Source organism: Micromonospora sp. CPCC 205546 (genome assembly GCF_036902715.1).
Classification (GTDB): Bacteria; Actinomycetota; Actinomycetes; order Mycobacteriales; family Micromonosporaceae; genus Micromonospora.
Window position 1 is genome coordinate 35038 of sequence record NZ_JBAKHL010000011.1, and the last position, 20149, is coordinate 55186.

At 71.0% G+C, this 20149-nt stretch carries 10 protein-coding genes; all 10 read left to right on the top strand.

Annotated elements, in window-relative coordinates; all coding sequences use genetic code 11:
- Positions 1-73: 73 nt before the first annotated feature.
- Complete coding sequence (locus tag V6U77_RS09010; protein ID WP_334605782.1) at positions 74-781, top strand: formyltransferase family protein; 708 nt, start codon at positions 74-76, stop codon at positions 779-781.
- 158 nt (positions 782-939) lie between these two features.
- Complete coding sequence (locus V6U77_RS09015; RefSeq protein ID WP_334605783.1) at positions 940-1680, top strand: 2OG-Fe(II)-dependent halogenase WelO5 family protein; 741 nt, start codon at positions 940-942, stop codon at positions 1678-1680.
- A 2-nt stretch (positions 1681-1682) separates the two neighbouring features.
- On the top strand, positions 1683-2819 hold the full coding sequence (locus tag V6U77_RS09020; protein WP_334605784.1) for a branched-chain amino acid aminotransferase: 1137 nt from the start codon (positions 1683-1685) through the stop codon (positions 2817-2819).
- Positions 2816-3043, top strand: a complete 228-nt coding sequence (locus tag V6U77_RS09025) for an MbtH family protein (protein ID WP_334605785.1) — start codon at positions 2816-2818, stop codon at positions 3041-3043. Before V6U77_RS09020 ends, V6U77_RS09025 begins: the two co-directional genes overlap by 4 nt.
- Complete coding sequence (locus V6U77_RS09030) at positions 3040-3783, top strand: thioesterase II family protein (RefSeq protein WP_334605786.1); 744 nt, start codon at positions 3040-3042, stop codon at positions 3781-3783. The genes V6U77_RS09025 and V6U77_RS09030 overlap by 4 nt, the downstream gene beginning before the upstream one ends.
- On the top strand, positions 3780-10073 hold the full coding sequence (locus V6U77_RS09035; protein WP_334605787.1) for an amino acid adenylation domain-containing protein: 6294 nt from the start codon (positions 3780-3782) through the stop codon (positions 10071-10073). Before V6U77_RS09030 ends, V6U77_RS09035 begins: the two co-directional genes overlap by 4 nt.
- Before the next feature lie 9 nt (positions 10074-10082).
- A complete protein-coding gene (locus V6U77_RS09040) occupies positions 10083-13931 on the top strand; it encodes a condensation domain-containing protein (protein WP_334605788.1) in 3849 nt (1282 codons plus the stop codon).
- Complete coding sequence (gene glyA, locus V6U77_RS09045; RefSeq protein ID WP_334605789.1) at positions 13928-15364, top strand: serine hydroxymethyltransferase; 1437 nt, start codon at positions 13928-13930, stop codon at positions 15362-15364. Before V6U77_RS09040 ends, glyA begins: the two co-directional genes overlap by 4 nt.
- Positions 15365-15373: 9 nt before the next feature.
- Positions 15374-19309, top strand: a complete 3936-nt coding sequence (locus V6U77_RS09050; protein ID WP_334605790.1) for a non-ribosomal peptide synthetase — start codon at positions 15374-15376, stop codon at positions 19307-19309.
- Positions 19306-20142, top strand: coding sequence for a homoserine O-acetyltransferase/O-succinyltransferase family protein (locus V6U77_RS09055; protein WP_334605791.1), 837 nt, complete (start codon positions 19306-19308; stop codon positions 20140-20142). The genes V6U77_RS09050 and V6U77_RS09055 overlap by 4 nt, the downstream gene beginning before the upstream one ends.
- Positions 20143-20149: the final 7 nt, after the last annotated feature.

A 20149-nucleotide genomic window follows, 5' to 3' on the forward strand; every position in this document is an offset into this window, starting at 1 on the left:
GGGCGTTTCTTTGCGCTTCCGTCCTATCTCCGACGGCAGTGGGTGCAAAAGCCGAAAGGCAGCTGGAGGGCGCGTGAATATTTTCCTGTCCGGCCGCGGGTTCTTCGCCGTGCAGACGGCGGAGGCGCTTCAGGAGGCGGGTCACCGAATCCTTGGAGTCGCCTCTCCCCGCACACGCAAGGGCCACACCGACGATAGCGAGCCGCTGTCGTGGGACCGACTACGCTCCTGGTCGTTCCCCCGGCAGATAATGTGGTCCGAGGCGGCCGAACTGCGGGCACATCACATCCCCGACAAGGTCGACGTCATCGTGGCTGCGCACTCACACGCGTTCATCGGCCGGAAGACCAGGGCACGGGCGGCTCTGGCTTCCATCGGATACCACCCCAGCCTCCTGCCGCTGCACCGCGGGCGCGACGCCATCAGGTGGACGATCCGCGACGGCGACAAGGTCACCGGTGGAACCGTCTACCACCTCACCGAACGTACGGACGGCGGCCCCATCGCGGCCCAGGAGCACGTGCTGGTCCCGCCGGGTTCGACGCCCGAGAGCCTGTGGCGCGAACACCTCGCCCCGCTCGGTGTCCGGCTGCTGTTGCGGGTGGTCAACGATCTCGCGAACGACCGCTGCGTCGAGGTGCCGCAGGACGAACGGCTCGCCACCTGGGAGCCCGCGATGGACTCGCCGCCGCTGTTCAAACCGGAACTCATCGCGCTGGCCGGAAAGAGCACCCCCAGAGCGAAATCGGAAGCCAGCAGGTGGGCCCTCATCGACGGGTGAGCGTGCAGGTCGCACTTCGCCAGTCGTAAGAAGCTGGGCATGCCCGGCGAATCCTCGCCGATCGTTGCCCTTTCGTCGCCGCAATCAATTCGTGCCTAGGGAGAAGTATGCCTCCGCACAGCCGACTCGCCACGGTCAGGTCACTGGACTCGGAAGTGATGACCAAACTGTTCGACGGTGAGGTCATCGCTGTACGCGTCCCCCAATTCTACGACCCCCTGTACTGCAAGAGCCTCGCGGACGCGCTCTACCGTGCGATCGAGGAAGCGGCCAAGGGGAGCATCTACGAAAGCGACATCGACTCCTTCTGGAACGTGATGGACGATGCCGAGCGCCGGGAGAGTTACTTCGCGATGGCGCTGCCGCTGCAGGAGAAACTGCGTGCCCTGAGCGCGCCACATCCGTCGCCCATCGATCTGCTCCGACTGGCCCTCGACGAGGCGTGGCCGGGCGGCGCGAGTCTGATGACCATGTCCGGACGGAAGATGCCGTTCGGAATCACCAGGCTCTGGCGGACCGACAGCGAAGCCCTGCCCCACCAGGACATTCTCTGGCGCGAGGTGAAAGAGGCCGACGACATTCCGCCCCTGGTCAGCCAGCTCGGCGTGAACGTCTACCTCGACACCGCTGACGAAGGCGGGCAACTGGAGACCTGGGACCGCGTGATCAGCGACGAAGAGTACGAACAACTACGGGATAAATACCCGGGAAGTTACGGCTATCCACGCAGCATGCTTCCTGAGGATTCGCTGCTGATCGCCCCCGAGGTGGGGGACCTGGTGCTGGTGAACACGCTGCGCGCCCACGCTGTCCGCAAGATCGAGCAGGGGCGTCGGATCACCCTTTCGGGCTTCGTGGGCAGCGCCGGTACGGACCAACCGCTGCGGTGCTGGAGCTGATGATGACCCCTACGTCCCGACCCACGGTCGACAACGCCCAGGCGCCGGAACTGAGCAAGGAACTTCTGGCGCAACTGGCTGAGATCGAGCTTCCCGATCCGCTGGGCTTCGGGCGCCTGATGGCACCGGTGATGGCGATCGCCCACTACCAGGACGGAGTGTGGCAGCGACCCCGGCTGGAGCCGCTGGCGCCGCTGGCGCTCGACCCGCACGCCCAGGCGCTGCACTACGGCCAGGCCATCTTCGAGGGCATGAAGGCGTACCGGAACCTCGGCCCGGCGTCGGTGGGCGGCACGGCGCTGCTGTTCCGGCCGTACGACCACGCCCGTCGCTTCAACCGCTCCGCGCAGCGACTCGGCATGCCCCCCATCGACGAGACGTACTTCGTCGGGGCGCTCGAGGAGCTCGTGGCGATGCTCGACCGGTTGGTGCCCGGCCGGCAGGGCCAGTCGCTCTACCTGCGCCCGACGATGTTCGCCGAGTCGGCTGACCTGTCGGTCGTACCGGCCACCGGGTTCTGCTTCGTGGTCCTCGCCACTCCGTCCGACGTCTTCTTCACGACGCCGATCTCGGCGTGGGTGGAGCGCGAGTTCAGTCGGGCCGGGCCGGGCGGCACCGGTGCGGTCAAGGCGGCCGGCAACTACGCGGCCAGCTTCGCCGCCGCGGCCAAGCTGCGCGAACACGGCTTCCAGCAACTGCTGTGGCTGGACGCGGTGCACCACCGGTACCTGGAGGAGTTCACCGCGATGAACGTCTTCGTCCGGATCGGTGACCGCATTCTGACGCCGCCGCTGTCGGACACGATCCTCGCCGGCATCACCCGCGACAGCCTGTTGCAGCTGGCCGGCCCGCTCGAGCTGGACATGCGGGAAGAGCCGATCGAGGTCGAGACGCTCATCGAGGCGCTGCGCGGCGGCGAGGACGTCGAGGTGTTCGGCTGCGGCACCGGCTCGGTCGTGGCGCCTGTCGAGCTGATCGGCGACGCGTCCGGTCTGCGGCTGCCCGTGCCGTCACAGAAGCTCGCGTGGCACCTGCGCCAGAGCCTCCTCGACATCCAGCACGGTCTCGCCCCCGGGCCGGACGGCTGGGTGCAGCCCGTGCCCGCCGTCGGCGCGAGCGTGCTGGAGGTCCAGCGATGAGTCAACCGCAGGACGAGGAGCAGTACCTCGTGGTGACCAACGACGAGGACCAGTACTCGATCTGGCCCGCCTACCGTGACCTACCGGCGGGATGGCACGCCCGGACCCCCGCCAGCGACCGGCAGGCGTGCCTGGACTACATCGGACAGCACTGGGTGGACATGCGCCCGCGAAGCGTGCGTCTCGCCACGACGAGTCAGGGCCCGGACGGAAACTCACCGTGATCCTGTTCTGCATCCCCTACTCCGGCGGCGGCGCCGAAGCGTTCGCCGGATGGCGGGAGGCGCTCGCCCCGACCGTCGACGTCCGGGTGGCGGCCCTGCCCGGACGGGGCGAGCGCTTCGGCGTTCCCCTGGTGCGCGACATGCCGACGCTGGTCGAGCAGATGGCCGAGCAGTGCGAGAGCTGGTCGTCGGAGCCCTTCGCACTGCTCGGTTACAGCTTCGGTGCGGCCGTCGCCTACGCACTCACGTTGCACCTGCAGCAACGCGGCCGCGCGCCGCGCCGGCTCATCGCCGGCGCGGCCCGCGCGCCGTTCCTGCCACACGTCGGACCGATGCGCCACCAGATGGCGGACCCCGCCCTGATCGCGGAACTGGTGGCCTTCGGCGCCACGGACCCCGCCGTCCTCGCCGACGACGAACTGATGCGCGTCTACCTGCCGATCCTGCGTTCGGACTTCGAGGTGGCGGAGACCTACCGGCCCGCGGAGCAGAAGGTGGCCTGCCCGCTGTCCGTCTTCGGCGGTACCCGGGACGTCTTCACCCCGGTCGCCGACCTCAAGCTCTGGAGCCGGCTCAGCGACCGCGACACGAACGTCCGCCTCTACGAGGGCGGCCACTTCGTGCTGCACACCCACCGGGCCCGCATCTGTCGTGCCGTCCGTGCCGACCTGGCCCTAGACGCGTACGGCGTGACCGCCACGACACCTGACCGCTCGGACATCGAGGACATAGCGCGATGAACCCTGGTAGCAGCCTGGCCGTCCCCGAGGAGGAGGAGTTCTTTCCCGCCTCGTCCGCACAACAACGTCTGTGGTTCCTGCAGAACCGGCATCCGTCCACCCGGGCGTACGTGGAGACCGAGGCGGTCTGGCTGCGGGGGCCGCTCGACGTCGACGCGCTCGAACGTGCGCTCGCGGCGGTGGTCGACCGGCACGGACAGTTGCGCGCGGTCTTCGCCCACCGCGACGACGAACTGGTGCAGTCACTGCGGCCGGTCACCGCGGTGCCGGTCCGGCTGGCACGACGGACCGTCGCTCGGGGCGAGCTGAAGCAGTGGTTCGACGACGAGACCGGGCGGGGATTCGACCTGGCCGAGGGACCGCTGTGGCGAGCGACGCTGGTGCGCCTCGCCGAGGACGAGCACGTCCTGGCGTTCGTCGCCCACCACATCATCACCGACGGATGGTCGGCCGGGTTGTTCTTCCGGGACCTGAGCCTCGCCTACCGCGCCGGCGTCGGCGGGCAGGCGCCGCAGTGGCCCGACGCCCCGGCCGACTACCGCGACGCGGTGCTCGCCGAGCGGGCGCGGCTCGCCTCACCGGCCTTCGCGACCCGGCTGGACGCCGCGGCCGCCGAGCTCGACGGCGTCCGATTCGATCTCGACCTGCCCGTCGAGGCGACCAACCGTCGGGAACCGGCACCGGCCGGGACGGTGCGCGTCGCGCTGCCCGAGCTGCTCGTCAAGCGGCTGGAGGGCCATGCCGCCACCCACGGCGTCACCCCCTTCATGCTCTACGCCGCCGCCTACACGGCGCTGCTCGCCCGCTACACCGGGCAGGACGAGCTGGTGGTCGCGATGCCGACGGCCGGGCGCGACGATCCGGCCGTCCAGGACACCTACGGGCTCTTCGTCAACACGGTGCCGCTGCGCGTGTCGGTGAGGCCGGGCGACAGCTGGCTCGACCTGATCCGGCGGGTGCGTGGCGGGGTGCTGACCGCGTACGGCTACGGCGACGTGCCCCTCGACCGCCTGGCGGGGCGGTTGGGAGGGATGCCGCTGCAGACGATGCTGGTGGTCCAACCGGAGGACGAGCCGCTTCCCGAGCTGCCCGGCATCGAGGCCGCGCGGGTGTTCGCCGGCCACCGGCACACCAAGTTCGAACTGCTGCTGCAGATCGACACCGCGTACGCCCTGATGCCCGGCGCCGACCGGCCGCAGCACGGCTGCTTCGCCACGCTGGAGTTTCCGGCCGACCGCTTCCCCGAAGCGCTCTCCAACCGCATGTTGGCGCACTGGCTGCAACTCCTGTCCGCGCTCGTGGACGACCCTGCGGGACGGGTTGCCACCGTCGATCCGGTCGTCTCCCGCGAGGGCGACCCGCGCGCCGCAGCCCGCCGGCTGTCCAACGCGCCGGCCGGGCTGGATCCGGTGGCCGCCTTCGCCGCACTGGCCACCGCCGAGCCGGACGCCCCGGCGGTCCACGTCGCCGACCGCACGATCGGCTACCGCGCGTTGGCCGCCCGCGTCGCCACGATCCAGCAGGCACTGCGCGACGCCGGGGTGGGCCCGCAGGACTTCGTCGGCATCTGCCTGCGCCGTACGCCGGACCTGGTCGCCGCGCTGCTGGCGGTCCTGCGCTGCGGAGCGTCCTACGTGCCGCTCGACCCGGGCTACCCACCCGAGCGGTTGGCCTTCATCGCCCGGGACTCGCAGTGCGCCCTGGTGCTGGTCGAGCCCGACACCCGGGACGCACTGCCCGCCGACGTCGGTCCCACGCTGGACGTGACGCGGCTGGCACCCGTCGCGGAGCTGCCGGCGGCCGCGGCACCGGCACCGGAACACATCGCCTACCTGATCTACACCTCGGGATCGACCGGCCGCCCCAAGGGCGTCGCCGTGCCCTACCGGGCACTGCACGCCTTCCTGGGTTGGGCCCGCGGCGAGTTCGACCGCGCGGACCTGGCCGTGGTGCTGGCGAGCACCTCGGTCTGCTTCGACCTGTCGGTGTTCGAGATCTTCCTTCCGCTGTCCGTCGGTGGGTCCGTCCGGTTGGTGGACACCGTCCTCGAGCTGGCACAGCAACCCGGCGTGCCGCCCACCCTGGTCAACACCGTCCCGTCGGCGATGGCTGAACTACTGACCGCCGGTGCCCTTCCGTCGGGTACCCGGGTGGTCAACCTGGCCGGCGAGGCGCTGCCACGGACCCTCGTCGACCGGATCCACGACGGGTCGCCCGTGGTGCGCGTGTTCAACCTCTACGGCCCCTCCGAGGACACCACCTACTCCACCTGGTGCGAGGTGCCGCGGGGAAGCGCCGAGGAACCGTCGATCGGCCGGCCCATCGACGGCACCAACGCCTACGTGCTCGACCGCCACCTCGTGCCGGTGCCCGTCGGTGTGGCCGGCGAGCTTTACCTCAGCGGCCTGGGACTGGCCCAGGGCTACCTGCGCCGACCGGAGCTGACCGCCGAGCGCTTCCTGCCGGACCCCTTCAGCGACGTGCCCGGCGCGCGGATGTACCGCACCGGTGACCGCGTCCGGATGGGCGAGGACGGCTCGCTGCACTACCTGGGCCGCTACGACCACCAGGTCAAGCTGCGTGGCTTCCGCATCGAGACCGGTGAGATCGACAGCCGCGCCCGAGCGGTCGACGGCGTCGAGCAGGCGCTGGTGGTGGTGCGTACGGTCGGGGACACCCCGCACCTGGTCTGCTACTGGGTCGGTGACGCCACCGCCGAGGCGATCGAGGCCGCCCTGCGGGCCGAACTGCCGGGCTACATGGTGCCCCGGTACTGGGTGCCGTTGCCGGCCTTCCCGCGCAACGCCAACGGCAAGATCGATCGGAACGCCCTGCCCGATCCGTCCCGCCACGTCGGTGACGTCGCCACGCTGGACACCGCGACCGAGCGTGAGGTGGCCACGCTCATGGCGCGGGTGACGCGCAGCGGACCGCTCGGGGCCGACGCCGACTTCTTCGATCTCGGTGGGCACTCGCTGCTGGCGATGCAACTGATGGTGGCCGTTCGGGAGCACCTCGGTGCGGAGATCAACCTGTCGGACATCTTCGACGACCGCACGGTTCGCGCCCTGGCCGCGCGGATCGACCGGACGCTCACGCAGGAGGTCGCCATACCGGCCCTGCGCCGTCGCTCCGGCACCGGACCGGCGCCCCTGGCCTTCGCCCAGGAGCGGATGTGGCTGGTCGAGCAGCTACGACCCGGTAGCGCCGTGGCGAACATCGGCACGGCGATGCGGATCTGCGGGGACCTCGACCACGCCGCGCTACGCCGCGCCCTGCAGGCGTTGACCGACCGGCACGAGGCGCTACGCCTGCGCATCGACCGTCAACCTGACGGGCAGCTGCGCCAGCAGGCGGTGAGCAACCAGCCCGCCGTACTGCCCGATCTGTCGTCGGAGGGCGCCACCAGCACCGAACGGCTGCTGACCAATGCCGTCGGCATACCGTTCGACCTGGCCACCGAGGCCCCGGCCCGGTGGCTGCTGATCCAGGAACCACCGGCGCCTGACGGCAGCCCGGTCGCTGTCCTCGGTCTGGTCATCCACCACGTCGTCGCCGACGCGTGGTCGCTGCGGCTGCTGTTCGACGAGCTGTTCACCGACTACGCGGCGGCGGTCGCCGGCACCCCGACCGCGGGCGCCGCCCGCCTGTCGGTCCTCGACTACGCCGAATGGCAGCGTCAGCACCTGGATCGACTGCCCGTCATCCGCAGGGACGTCACCTACTGGCGGGAACGGCTCGCCGACCTGCCGAGCCGCCTGCCGCTGGCGTTCGACCACCCTCCCGAGACCGCCGTGTCGTTCCGAGCGGCCCGGCTCACCCGCCGGCTGCCCGAGGACACGACCGACCGCCTGCTGTCGATCGGCCGCGCCCAGGGAACCACGCCGTTCACCACGCTGCTCACCGTCTACCAGGCCCTGTTGCGGCGGCTGTCCGGACAGACCGACATCGTGGTGGGCACGCCGATCGCCAACCGCGACCGTCCCGGCACGGAGAGCCTGATCGGCTGCCTACTCAACACCCTGGCGATCCGCGCCGACCTGGGCGGTGCCGTGACGTTCCACCAACTGCTGGCCCAGACCAAGGAGCGTTGCCTCGAAGCGTTCCACCATCAACACGCCCAGATCGAGACGGTGGTCGCCGCGCTCGACCTGGAACACAGCTTCCACCACACGCCGGTGTTCCAGACGATGTTCGTGTTGCACGCCGCCCAGCAGAAGCCGCTCACGCCGGACGGCCTGAGCTGCAGCGTGCTGGAGGTGCCGCCGGTCGCGACCCAGTACGACGTGACCCTCATGATCAGCCAGGACGAACACGGCTGGCTGGCCGAGTGGGACTACCGGACCGACCTGTTCGAACCTGAGACGATCGCTGGGTACGCCGACTGCCTGGACAACCTGATGGGTGAGGTCGCGCGCCACCCGGGACGGCCGATCGACCACCTGCGGCTGTGCTCGGCGGATGAGCAACGCGCGCTGGTGGCCCTGGCCCAGCCGGAGACGACGGAAGCTCCGGCCACGCTGCCGGCGTTGTTCGCCGAACAGGTCGCGGCGCGGCCGGACGCCCCGGCCGTGCAGGACGACCAGGGCGTGCTCAGCTACGGGGAACTGGATGCCAGGGCCGAACGCCTGGCGAGAGCCCTGGTCGCCCGGAACGTCCGCCCGGACGATCTGGTCGCCATCGTCCTGCCTCGGGACCGCACCATGGTCATCGCCCTGCTGGCCGTCGCGAAGGCGGGCGCGGCGTTCCTCTGCCTGGATCCCGCACTGCCGGCCGAACGGATGGCCTGGATCGCCGACGACGCCAAGGTCCGCCTGCAGGTGACCGACGACACGCTGGCGGGACGGCTGGACCCGAACGCCGTACCGGCGCTGCGGGTGGACACGGCGGAGCCGGATGGCGGGCACACCCCGGCCAGCCTGCCGCCGGCGGAACTCGGCACGGAACACCTCGCGTACGCCATCTACACCTCCGGATCGACCGGCACACCCAAGGCGGTACTGCTGGCCCACCGGGGCCTGACGCAGCTTCGCGAGCTGCACCAGTCCCGGTTCGCGGCCGGTCCGGGCGCACGGGTGCTCCAGTACGCCCCGTACTCGTTCGACGCCTCCGTCTGGGAGTGCGTGATGGGTCTGCTCACCGGGGCGTGCCTGCACCTGACCGCGCCGGACGCCCTGCTGCCCGGCGCCCCCCTGGCCCAGACGCTGGCGGCCCGGGGCATCACCCACCTGACCATGCCCCCCTCCAACCTCGCCATGGTGGACGCGTTGCCCGCCACTCTGCGGCACCTCGTCCTGGCCGGCGAGGCGTGCCCCGCCGAGCTGGTGCAGCGGTGGGGCGACCGGGTGCACATCTGGAACGCGTACGGCCCGAGCGAGGCCACCGTGTGCGCCACCATCGTCAGCTGCGCCGGCCTGAGCCCCGACACGGATCCCACCATCGGCAACGCCTTCCCCGGCGCGCAGGCCTTCGTGCTCGACGCCGGGCTCAACGTGCTGCCGCCCGGTGTCCCCGGCGAGCTCTACCTCGGTGGGCTGGGACTTGCGCGGGGCTACCTGAACCGACCCGAACTGACCGCCCAGACGTTCGTCCCACACCCGTACTCCACCCGGCCCGGTGAACGCCTGTACCGCACCGGCGACCTGGCCCGGCTGACGCGCACCAACGAGATCGAGTTTCTCGGTCGTGTCGACGACCAGGTCAAGCTGCGGGGCATCCGGATCGAACCCGGCGAGATCGAGCGCGTGCTCGTCGGCCTCGATCCTCGGATCGTCGACGCCGCCGTGCTGGTGGTCGGCGAGGGGGGTGACCAGCATCTGGTCAGCTTCGTCGCCGCACCCGCCGAGGTCGACCCGGAGCTGCTGCGTTCCGCACTGCGCACGAAGCTGCCGGGCTACATGGTTCCAGCCTGGATCGGCCGCCTCGACAACTTCCCCCTGACCGGCAACGGCAAGCTGGATCGCAGGGCGCTGGCGGCGAAGGCCGCGCAGCGGCGCCGGTCGAACAACCGCGCCGCTCCGCCCCGAGGCCCCGTGGAGCAGGAGGTCGCGGCGATCTGGCACGAGCTCCTGCCGGAGGCCGACATCGGGCGCGACGACAGCTTCTTCGCCATCGGCGGAACCTCGCTGACCCTGACCCGACTGCACGAGCGGCTCGACGCCCGGTATCCCGGCGCGCTCAAGCTGATCGACCTGTTCCGCCTCAACACCGTGGCCGCCATCGCTGACGCGCTGGACAGCGCTGGTGCAACCGACCAATCCGTTGCCTCCGACTTCAGCTTCCGTCTGTAGAGGTCGCCCATGAATCCACACGCTCAACCCATTGCCATCGTCGGCATCGCAGCCGCGCTGCCTGGCAGCGGTGACGACCTGTCCGACTTCGCCGACGTGCTCGACAGCCGTCGTGACCTGGTTGGTCCTGTGCCTGCCCAGCGTCGCGGCGACGGCGGGCTCGATGCCGAGACGGCGTTGTCGGACTGCGCACTCCTGGACCGTGTCGACACCTTCGACCACGCCTTCTTCGGTCTGTCCCTCCGCGAAGCGCGTCAGATGGACCCACAGCAACGCTTCCTGTTGCAGTTGAGCTGCAAGGCGATCTGGGACGCCGGCTACCCCCTCGCCGACTTCCGGGGCAGTCGTACCGCGGTGATCTTCGGGGCCGCGGCGGAGACCTACTCCGCGCTGATCGACCCGGCCGATTCGCCCATGGTCACCGGCCTGCTGCCGGCCGCCCAGGCCGGCCGGATCGCGCACACCCTGGACCTGCGCGGGCCGGCCATGACCGTCGACACCGCCTGCTCGTCCGCGCTGGCCGCGATCCACGAAGCCTGCCGTCGGCTCGCCGCCGGAGAGGCGGACTGGGCCCTGACCGGAGGCGTGCGGCTGCTGCCGATCCCGCCGCTCGCCAACGAGCCGGGCACCGAGGGAATCGTCTCGCCCGGCGGGCGGGCCCGTAGCTTCGACGCCGCCGCCGACGGCACCGGCCTCGGCGAGGGCGGCGTCGTGTTCCTGCTCAAGCCGCTCGACCGGGCGCAGGCCGACGGTGACCCGGTGCACGCGCTGATCCTCGGTGGCGCCGCCAACCACGACGGTGCCCGCAGCAACGGGTTCGCGGCGCCCAGTTCACAGGCCCAGGAGGAACTGCTGCTCGAAGCGTGGCGAGCCGCGGGTGTCCATCCCCAGTCACTGGGCTTCATCGAGGCGCACGGCACCGGCACGCGGCTGGGCGACCCGATCGAGTTCCAGGCGCTGTCCAGCGCCTTCGCCCGGCGTACCGAGCGGGTGGGGTTCTGCGACCTCAGTTCGGTCAAGTCCAACCTCGGCCATCTCGACTCGGCGGCTGGCGCGGTGGGGCTGCTCAAGGCGGTGATGGCGGTCAAGCTCGGCAAGCGGTACGCCTCGGCGCACTTCACCACCCCCAACCCGCTGCTGGAGACGCAACGCTCGGCGCTGCGCCTGTCGACCGGCACCGAGCCGTGGCAGACGCCGGCGCAACGCCGGGCCGGGGTCAGCGCGTTCGGCTTGACCGGCACCAACGTGCACCTCGTGGTCGAGCAGGCGCCACCCACCTACCCCGACCGGGTGCCGCGGGAACGCCCGCCCCTGCTGATCCCGCTGGCCGCCCGGAGCGAGGGTGCCCTGCGCCAGCACGCCGGCCGGCTGGCCCAGCACCTGAGCAGGACCAGCGACCCCCTGGCACTTGCCGACCTGGCCTGGGTGCAGGCGGTCGGACGCGACCACGACCGGTGGCGGAGCACGGTGCTGGCCGCCGACGTCACGCAGGCGGTGCGAGGGCTCCAGGAGTTGGCCGACGGCGGCGGCGAGGTGGTCGAGGCCCCCGACGCCACGGCACAGATCCTGTTGCTGCCCCACGACGGCACGGTGGACCAGGAGACGACCGAAGCCTGGCTGACCGCGTTCCCCGCCCTGCGGACGTGGCACGAGCAGCACCGTGGTGTGGTGGCGGACGCCGAGCCGGCCTCCCGCGCCGCCGCGGAGCTGCTGCTCTGCCGGCTGACCCTGCCCCAGTCGCTGCTGGCCGCCGGACTGTCGGACCGCATCCTGATCGGGCACGGCGACGGCAACCTGCTGGTTGACGTGCTGCGTGGGCAGTCCGACCTGCTCGCCGCCGCGGCACGACTGCCCGAACTGCGCGACGTGCCGGCACCCGACCCCGCGCGCACCGCCGCCGCCTTCACCACGATCTCCGCCCAGGGCGAGCCGGTGTTCCTGGCGCCCTGGTCCGGCCGGCTCGTCGAACTGGCGGCGAACCACCACGGGACCGTGGTCCGGCTGGACGCATCGAGCACGTCGCCCCGCGACACGCTGCTGACCGCGCTGGCCGCGCTCTACAAGGCGGGCGTACGGATCGACTGGGCGCGTACGGTCGAGCTTCTCGGTGGGTACGGCGGGCGCAGGTCGATACCGACGGCGCTCTTCGAACCGGTCCGCTGCTGGGTCGACCTGCCGAACCTCGCCGCCAAGGCGCAGCCTGAGCCTCGCACCGGTGCCCCGGCGCAGGCGACGGCGGTGCAGCGGCTCGCGGAGGACGACGGCACGGCGTCCGAGCGGCGACTGGCGGCCATCTGGTGCAACCTGCTCGACACCGAGCGGGTCAGCCGCGACGACGACTTCTTCGACCTCGGCGGCGACTCGCTGATGCAGGCCCAGATGGACAACGCGATCGTCAAGGAGTTCGGCGTCTCGGTGTCCCTCGAGGACCTCTGGGACCATTCCCAGCTGCGGCAGCTCGCCGAGTACGTCGACTCGCTGGTGCCAGCCGCGTCGCCGGGCGCCCACTCCGGGCCGCAGCACGACCCGAACCGGGACCGCGCGCCCGCCACCCACTCCCAGCAGCGCATGTGGATGCTGCAGCAGGTGAACCCGAAGTCGGGCGCCTACAACGTGAGCTGTGCCTTCGAACTGCGTGGGCCGGTCGACGTCGACACCCTGCGGCAGGCACTGGATCGGCTCGTGCAGCGGCACGCGCTCCTGCGCACCCGGTTCGCACTGGCGGACGGTGAGCTTGTGCAGCTGGTCGAGCCGACCGGCAGCCTGGACCTGACCGTGACCGCCACCGCAGCCTCCGCCGACGGTGCGACGCTGGAGCTGCGGGAGCACGCGTCGCAGCCGTTCGACCTGGCCAGGGCCGGCGCGGTGCGGGCCCTGCTGCTGGTCGACGAGGACGACCCGGCGCACGGGTGGTTCCAGTTCGTCCTGCACCACGCCATCTGCGACGAGCGGTCGATGAATCTGCTGCTCGACGAGCTGACGCAGGACTACACCGCGCTGCTCGGCGGCACGCGAACGGAGGTCGAGCCGCCGCCGCTGCAGTTCACCGACTGGGCCGTCTACGAGGCGGCGCTGGCCCGGCAGCCGGCCTTCGCGGAGGACGCGGCGTTCTGGCGGGACCACCTGGCCGGCGTACCGACGCAGCTGCCGATGCCGACCGACTTCCCGTACGGCCCGCAGCAGGACCACAACGGGGCCTGGTACACCCTCGCCGTGCCTGCGGACGTCGTGGCGCGGATCCGCGAGGCCGCGCGGCAACGCAACGGCACCCTGTTCACCTGGATGATGACGGGGTACGCGGCGTGGCTGGCCCGGCTGACCCAGGCGGAGAAGTTCCTGGTGGGCGTCCCGGTCGCGGGCCGGCACCACGCCGACGCGGAGCGACTGCCCGGCTGCTTCATCAACACGTTGCCGGTCCTGGTCGACGCGACAGGTGACCCGAGCTTCGGCACCCTGTTCGAGCGGGTCCGTACCGCTCTGAACGGAGCCTTCGCTCACCAGCGCTACCCGTTCGACCTGCTGGTCGACCAGCTCGGCGTCGGCGGGGACGCCTCCCGCCCGCCGCTGGTGCAGACCCTGCTGTCGTTGCAGGGCTCCGGGGGCGACGACGACCGTTTCCTGGGCCGGACCCGTCTCACCCCGGTGCAGTTCGACGGCGCCGTGTCGTGGTTCGACCTGTCGGCGGTGCTCTGGGACAGCGACGACGGAGGGCTGGCGGGGATCTTCGCCTACCGCAGCGCCCTGTTCGAGGAGGCCACCATCGCCGGCTTCTGGCGTGACTGGCTCGCCCTCTCCGAGGCCGGATTGACCCGGCCTGGGGAATCCATCCACACACTGCTCGAGGAAGACTCATGGTGAACCAGGAACTTACGGAGTTGGCCGCGCAACCCAACCACCTCGGGCAGTACCTGAATCAGGGCATCGCCACGCTGCGGCGTGACGACCCGGAGGTCTTCCGGCTGATCGAACTCGAACATCAGCGCCAGTGCCGGTCCCTGTCGCTGGTGGCCTCCAGCGGCGGCACCGACTCCTCGGTGCAGGCGGTCGTCGGTTCCAGCGTCGTCAACGTGACCGCCGAGGGCTACCCAGGCCGGCGGTACCACGCCGGCTGCCAGTACGTCGACAGGCTCGAGGAACTGGCGGTCGAGCGGGCCAAGCAGGTGTTCGGGGCCCGGTACGTCAACGTGCAGCCGCACTGCGCCAGCTTCGCCAACCACACCGTCATGCAGGCGCTGCTGCGCCCCGGCGACACCATCGTCGGCATGGCACTCGACCAGGGCGGTCACCTGACGCACGGCTCGTCGGTCAACCTGAGCGGCAAGCTGTACAAGGTGCACAGCTACGGGCTCGACGAGCGCGGCCTGATCGACTACCGGCAGCTGGCGCAGTTGACCCGGGAGCACCGCCCGAAGCTCATCGTGTGCGGCACCACCTCGTACACCCGGGTCATCGACTTCGATCGCATCCGGGAGATCGCCGACACGGTGGGCGCGTACGTGCTGGCCGACATCACCCACATCGCCGGTCTGGTCGCCGCCGGCCTGCACCCCAGCTCGATCGACGCCGCGCACTTCACCACCACCTGCACCTTCAAGCAGCTGTACGGCCCCCGCGGCGGGCTGATCATGATGGGGCGCGACGCGGACACCACCACCGGCGACGGCGGTCGCACCCTGGCGCAGCGCATCGACAGCGCCGTGTTCCCGATGATGCAGGGGTCGCCCGAGGTGCACACCATCGCGGCCAAGGCGAGAGCGATGAGCCGGTTGCTCGACCCCGGCTTCCGCCAGCTGGCACAGCGCATCCGCGGCAACGCCGACGCACTCGCCAGGGCGCTCACCGCGCGGGGCTACGAACTGGTCGGCGGCGGCACGGACAACCACATCGTGCTGTTCCGGGTGCCGTCCGGACTCGACGGCCTGGTGGCCGAACGGGCCCTGGAGAGCTGCGACATCCTGGTGAACAAGAACAAGATCCCGGGGGACACCCGTACCGCCGCGGTGGGCAGCGGCGTACGTCTCGGCAGCAACACGGTCGCCCTGCGCGGCATGGGTCCGGCCCAGATGCAGCGCTGCGTCGAGCTGATCGACACCGTGCTCACCCACACGCAGAGGGGCGAGGGCGGCGACTTCTTCCTGCCCGACGCGGTACGGAGCGGCGTGAGCGCCGGCGTGCACTCCCTGTGCCGCGAGTTCCCGCTGCCGTACGACGTGGCCGCCGGACTCCCGCCGGCCGTGCCGGATCCGAGAACTGAACTGACCGAGCCCGCACTGTCGGCCGGCAACCGGTGAGGAGCGGACATGGCGAATAACGTCGAGGCGGCCTACCCTCTGTCCCCCCTGCAGCAGGGACTGCTGTTCCACACGCTCAGCCGGCCCGGTGAGCCGACCTACTTCGAGCAGATCCGGTGCACCGTCGCCGGACCGCTCGACCTGGCGGCGTTCGGACAGGCCTGGAACTGGGTGGTGGCCCGTCACCCGGTGCTACGCACGGCGTTCGCGTGGCAGAAGCTCAAGGAACCGATCCAGGTCGTCGGTCGTACGGTCACGGTGCCGCTCGACTGGGCGGACTGGCGCGACCGCGCCGACCCCGACGCCGACTGGCGTGACCTGCTGCACGCCGATCAGCAGCGCGGCTTCGACATGGCGCGGGCACCGCTGATGCGCCTGACCCTGCGGCAGGTCGGCGAGCACGAGCACCGCTTCGTCTGGAGTCACCACCACATCCTGCTCGACGGCTGGAGCTTCGGCACCGTCATGCGCGAGGTGCTGGAGTGCTACGCCTCGCTGGTCGAGCACGGCAGGCTGCCGGCGGTCGAGCCGGTGCGGCCCTTCGGCGAGTTCATCCGCTATCTCGGCGAGCGCGACAAGGCCGCGGACGAGCGGTTCTGGCGCGACTATCTCAGCGGGTTCACCGCGCCGACCCGACTGGCCGTGGACCAGGGGCAGGGCGTCCACGAGGGCGGTGGCGGCACCGAGATCGCCCTCTCGGTCAGCCTCGATCCTCAGGTCAGCGCGGCCGTCCAGGCCACCTGCGCCCGACTGGGTGTCTCGGTCAGCGCGCTGGTGCACGCGGCCTGGGCTCGACTGCTCGGTGCCTACAGCAACGAGGACGAGGTGCTGTTCGGCTCCACGACGGCCGGCCGCCCGCCGGAGCTGACCGGGGTGGAGCACATGGTCGGCCTGTTCATCAACGCGGTTCCGCTGCGGGTGCGCATCGACCCGGCCCGCCGGGTGGCCGACTGGCTCACCGACGTCCAGCGTGACCTGCTCCGGCTGCAGTCACATCAGTTCACCGGCCTGGCGGACATCCAGCAGTTGTCCGAGCTGGAACGCGGTAAGCCGCTGTTCGAAACCCTGCTCAGCTTCCAGAACTACCCGCTGGGCGACGAACACGCGTCCCGCTGGGCGGGGATGCAGCTCGTCGACTACGACTGGAGCGGGCCGACGAACTACCCGGTCGCGGTCCGTGCGTTCACCGGTGAACAGATCATGCTGGTGCTCAGCTACTACCGGCACCGGCTCGACGACGAGGTGGCCAAGGCCATGCTCGACCAGTTCCGGCTGCTGGTGGAGCGGCTGGGCACCGAACCGGACCGCCACGTGTGGGAGATCGAGGCGGTCGCCGGCGAGCACGCCGAGCGGATCCAACGGCACTGGAACGCGACGGCTCGACCGTACGACCTCGACCGCACCCTGCACGGTCTGGCCGAGCGGCAGGCGGCCGCGCGGCCGGCCGCCCTGGCGGTGGTGGCGGGCGACGGCCGCCTGACCTACGCCGAGCTGGAGGCGCGCGCCAACCAGGTGGCGCGGTGCCTGGTGCAGATGGGTATCCGCCCGGGCGACCGGGTCGGCGTGTGCACCGACAAGTCCACCGCCACGGTGGTCGGCGTGCTGGCCGTGATGAAGGCCGGCGCCGCGTACGTGCCGCTCGATCCGTCGTACCCGAGAGACCGGATCGCGTACATGGTCGCGGACTCCGGGCAGCGCGCCCTGCTGACCTGGGGCCGCGGCACCCGGGCGACGAGCGGGTTCGAGCTGCCCCGACTGGCCCTCGACGACGACTGGTCGACCATCGCCGCGCAGCCCGCGACGCCGCTCGACCTGCGGGTGCCGCCCGAGGCGTTCGCGTACGTCATCTACACCTCCGGCTCGTCCGGCCAGCCGAAGGGCGTGATGCTGGACCACCGGGGCCGGATCAACAACGTCGAGGACTACTGCCGCACGTTCGACATGGGCCCCGACGACCGGACGCTGTGCGTGTCGTCGCTGAGCTTCGACATCTCGGTCTGCGACATGTTCTGCAGCCTGAACGCCGGCGGCGTCCTGGTCTTCCCCGAGCCGGGTCGGGAGAAGGACCCTGAGCACTGGTGGGACCTTCTCGACCGGGAAGGCGTCACCCTGTGGCACTCGGCCCCGGCACTGATGGACGCGTTGCTCGACGTGGCCGCCGAGCGGGCGTCCGAGCAGGACACACTGCGGCTGGCGGTGCTCGACGGCGACTGGATCCCGCTGACGCAACCGGACCGGGTGCGGGCCGTCTTCCCCCGGGTCAACTTCGTCAGCGCGGGCGGAGCGACCGAGCTTTCGGTGGACTCGATCACGTATCCGGTCGGCGCCGTGGACCCGGCGTGGCGCAGCATCCCGTACGGCAGACCGATGGCCAACCAGTCGGCGTACATCCTGGACGAACGGATGCAGCAGGTGCCGGTCGGAGTGCCCGGCGAACTGCTCCTCGGGGGCGTGGGGGTGGCCGCCGGCTATCTGGACCGACCGGAGCTGACGGCCGAGAAGTTCGTCCCTCACCCGTGGCCGAGCCGGCCGGGTGAGCGGCTCTACCGCACCGGGGACCTGGCCAGGTTCGGGCCGGACGGCACCATCGAGCTGCTCGGCCGGATCGACTTCCAGGTGAAGATCCGCGGTGTGCGCATCGAGCTGGGGGAGATCGAGGCGGTGCTCGGCGAACATCCGCAGGTACGCGCCTGCCTGGTCGCGGCCCCGCCCGACGAGTCGGGCGACCGCCGGTTGGTGGCGTACGTGGTGCTGACCGACCCCGCGCCGGCTGACGACCTGCCGGCGCGACTGCGCGGGTGGCTGCGTCGGAGGGTGCCGGAGCACCTGGTGCCGGAGGGTTTCGTCCAACTGGAGAAGCTGCCGTTGACCTCCAACGGCAAGGTCGACCGCCGGAACCTGCCCGCACCGCGGTTCGCCGCGACCAGCGGTCGCTCCGCGGCCCCCGCGAACGAGGTCGAGGAACTGCTGGCCCGGCACTGGGCCCAGGTCCTGGCAATCGACTTCGAGGCGCTGGACGTCGAGGCGAGCTTCTTCGACCTGGGCGGGAACTCGCTCAAGGCGCTGCGTGCCTGCCGGATCCCCGAGCTGCCGATCCCGATCACCGCGCTCTACCAGTACCAGAGCGTCCGTGCCCTGGCGGAGCACCTGGGCCGGGGCCAGTCGGAGACCGGGGTCCTGGTGCGGCTGACTCGATCGGACCCGGCCCCCGTGCTGATCTGCGTGCCCTACGGCGGCGGCCACGCGGGCGTCTACCAGACCCTCGCCGAGGCGGTGGAGGGTCGCTTCGCCCTCCACTCGGTACGGCTGCCGGGCCACGAGCACGGCGGCACCGACGAGGCGTTGCAGCCGCTCGACACCGTGGCCGACGCGGTGGTCGAGGCGTCGCGCGGGCTGAAGGACCGTCCGGTGGTCATCTACGGCCACTGCGGCGGGGTGGCCCTGGCCACCGAGATCGCCCGACGGCTCGAGCAGCAGGGTTTCGACCTGCGCGGCCTGACCGTCGGCGCCTCGTACCCGCCGGAGCGCGTGAACGAGCTCGACGACGACCCCTTCGCCGTGGTCGACGACGTCGAACTGGCCATGCGCTTCGCCGCGCTGGGCGGCTTCGACGACCTGAGCGACGACGAGGCGCGCACCATCGGGCGCCTGCTGCGCCATGACGGCACCGAGGCGCGGCGCTACTTCCGCCGGCTGCTGGCGCAGCCGGGCGAGCCGCTCCGGGCGCCGCTGTCCTGCCTGATCGGCGACAAGGACCCGCTGACGGAGGACTACGCCGAGGGCTGGCGCAGCTGGCAGCGGTTGGCGGCCCGGTCCGAGCTGCTGGTGCTCCCCGGCGATCACTACTTCGTCCGAGAAAGGCCGCAGGACGTGGCCGAGCATCTGGCTGCCGTCCTGGCCGCGTCCAACCCCGAGCACCGTACCGAAGCAGAGGTGACCGCATGACCAGCCCTTCCCCGTTCCGCCTCGCGGTACTCAACGTGATGCCGGAGGCCGAGGTCTACCTGGACTACCTGGCCGGCGTGGTGCCGGCCGGCACCGAGCTGCACTGGATCAAGGTACGTAACCACCCGTACAACAGCAGCAACCAGGAGATCCTGGCCGCGACACACCGCTTCTACGACGAGGTCGACATCGACTCGTGCGACGCGCTGCTGCTCAGCGGCTCGGTGATGGACCGCAACCCGGTCTTCACCGAGGCCCGGTACTGGGACGAGGTCGTGGAGACCCTGAAGGACGCCAGCGGGCGGGTCGGCTCCCTCGCGGGCGTCTGCTGGGGTGCGCAGGTGGTGGCGAAGGTGTTCTTCGACATCGACAAGAAGCACTTCAGCGAGAAGCTGTCGGGCGTCTTCGAAATGACCAACCTCCAGCCCGAGCACCCACTCATGCGCGGACTCGACGACCGCTACTGGTTGCCGCAGAGCAGATACGCCGAACTCGACCCGGAGCCCTTCGCGGAGGCGGTGCGGGCGGGCAAGCTCATCCCACTGGACACGTCCGAGCAGAGCGGGCCGACCACCGTGGTCTCCGCCGACGGCAGATACCTGCTGCTGCAGGGGCACCAGGACTATCCGACCGGACGGCTGGCCCTGGAGTACCACCGGGCGCGGGCCAAGGGCGAGAACCCGCCGGTGCCGGTCAACTACGACCCGGACCGGCCGGTCAACCGTTGGCGGGCCAACAACCGGGCCCTGATCGCCGCCTGGCTGCAACTGGCCGCGGAGCGCAAGCGCCAGGGCAGCCGGTCCGTCGAACTCGCCGCCGCGACCCAGTCCTGAGGAGAGC

Bases quoted from the DNA above. Each gene is read 5' to 3' on its own strand.
- V6U77_RS09025 (WP_334605785.1), top strand. From the start codon at position 2,816: ATGAGTCAACCGCAGGACGAGGAGCAGTACCTCGTGGTGACCAACGAC.
- V6U77_RS09040 (WP_334605788.1), top strand. From the start codon at position 10,083: ATGAATCCACACGCTCAACCCATTGCCATCGTCGGCATCGCAGCCGCG.
- V6U77_RS09035 (WP_334605787.1), top strand. From the start codon at position 3,780: ATGAACCCTGGTAGCAGCCTGGCCGTCCCCGAGGAGGAGGAGTTCTTT.
- V6U77_RS09020 (WP_334605784.1), top strand. From the start codon at position 1,683: ATGACCCCTACGTCCCGACCCACGGTCGACAACGCCCAGGCGCCGGAA.
- V6U77_RS09015 (WP_334605783.1), top strand. From the start codon at position 940: ATGACCAAACTGTTCGACGGTGAGGTCATCGCTGTACGCGTCCCCCAA.
- V6U77_RS09055 (WP_334605791.1), top strand. From the start codon at position 19,306: ATGACCAGCCCTTCCCCGTTCCGCCTCGCGGTACTCAACGTGATGCCG.
- V6U77_RS09050 (WP_334605790.1), top strand. From the start codon at position 15,374: ATGGCGAATAACGTCGAGGCGGCCTACCCTCTGTCCCCCCTGCAGCAG.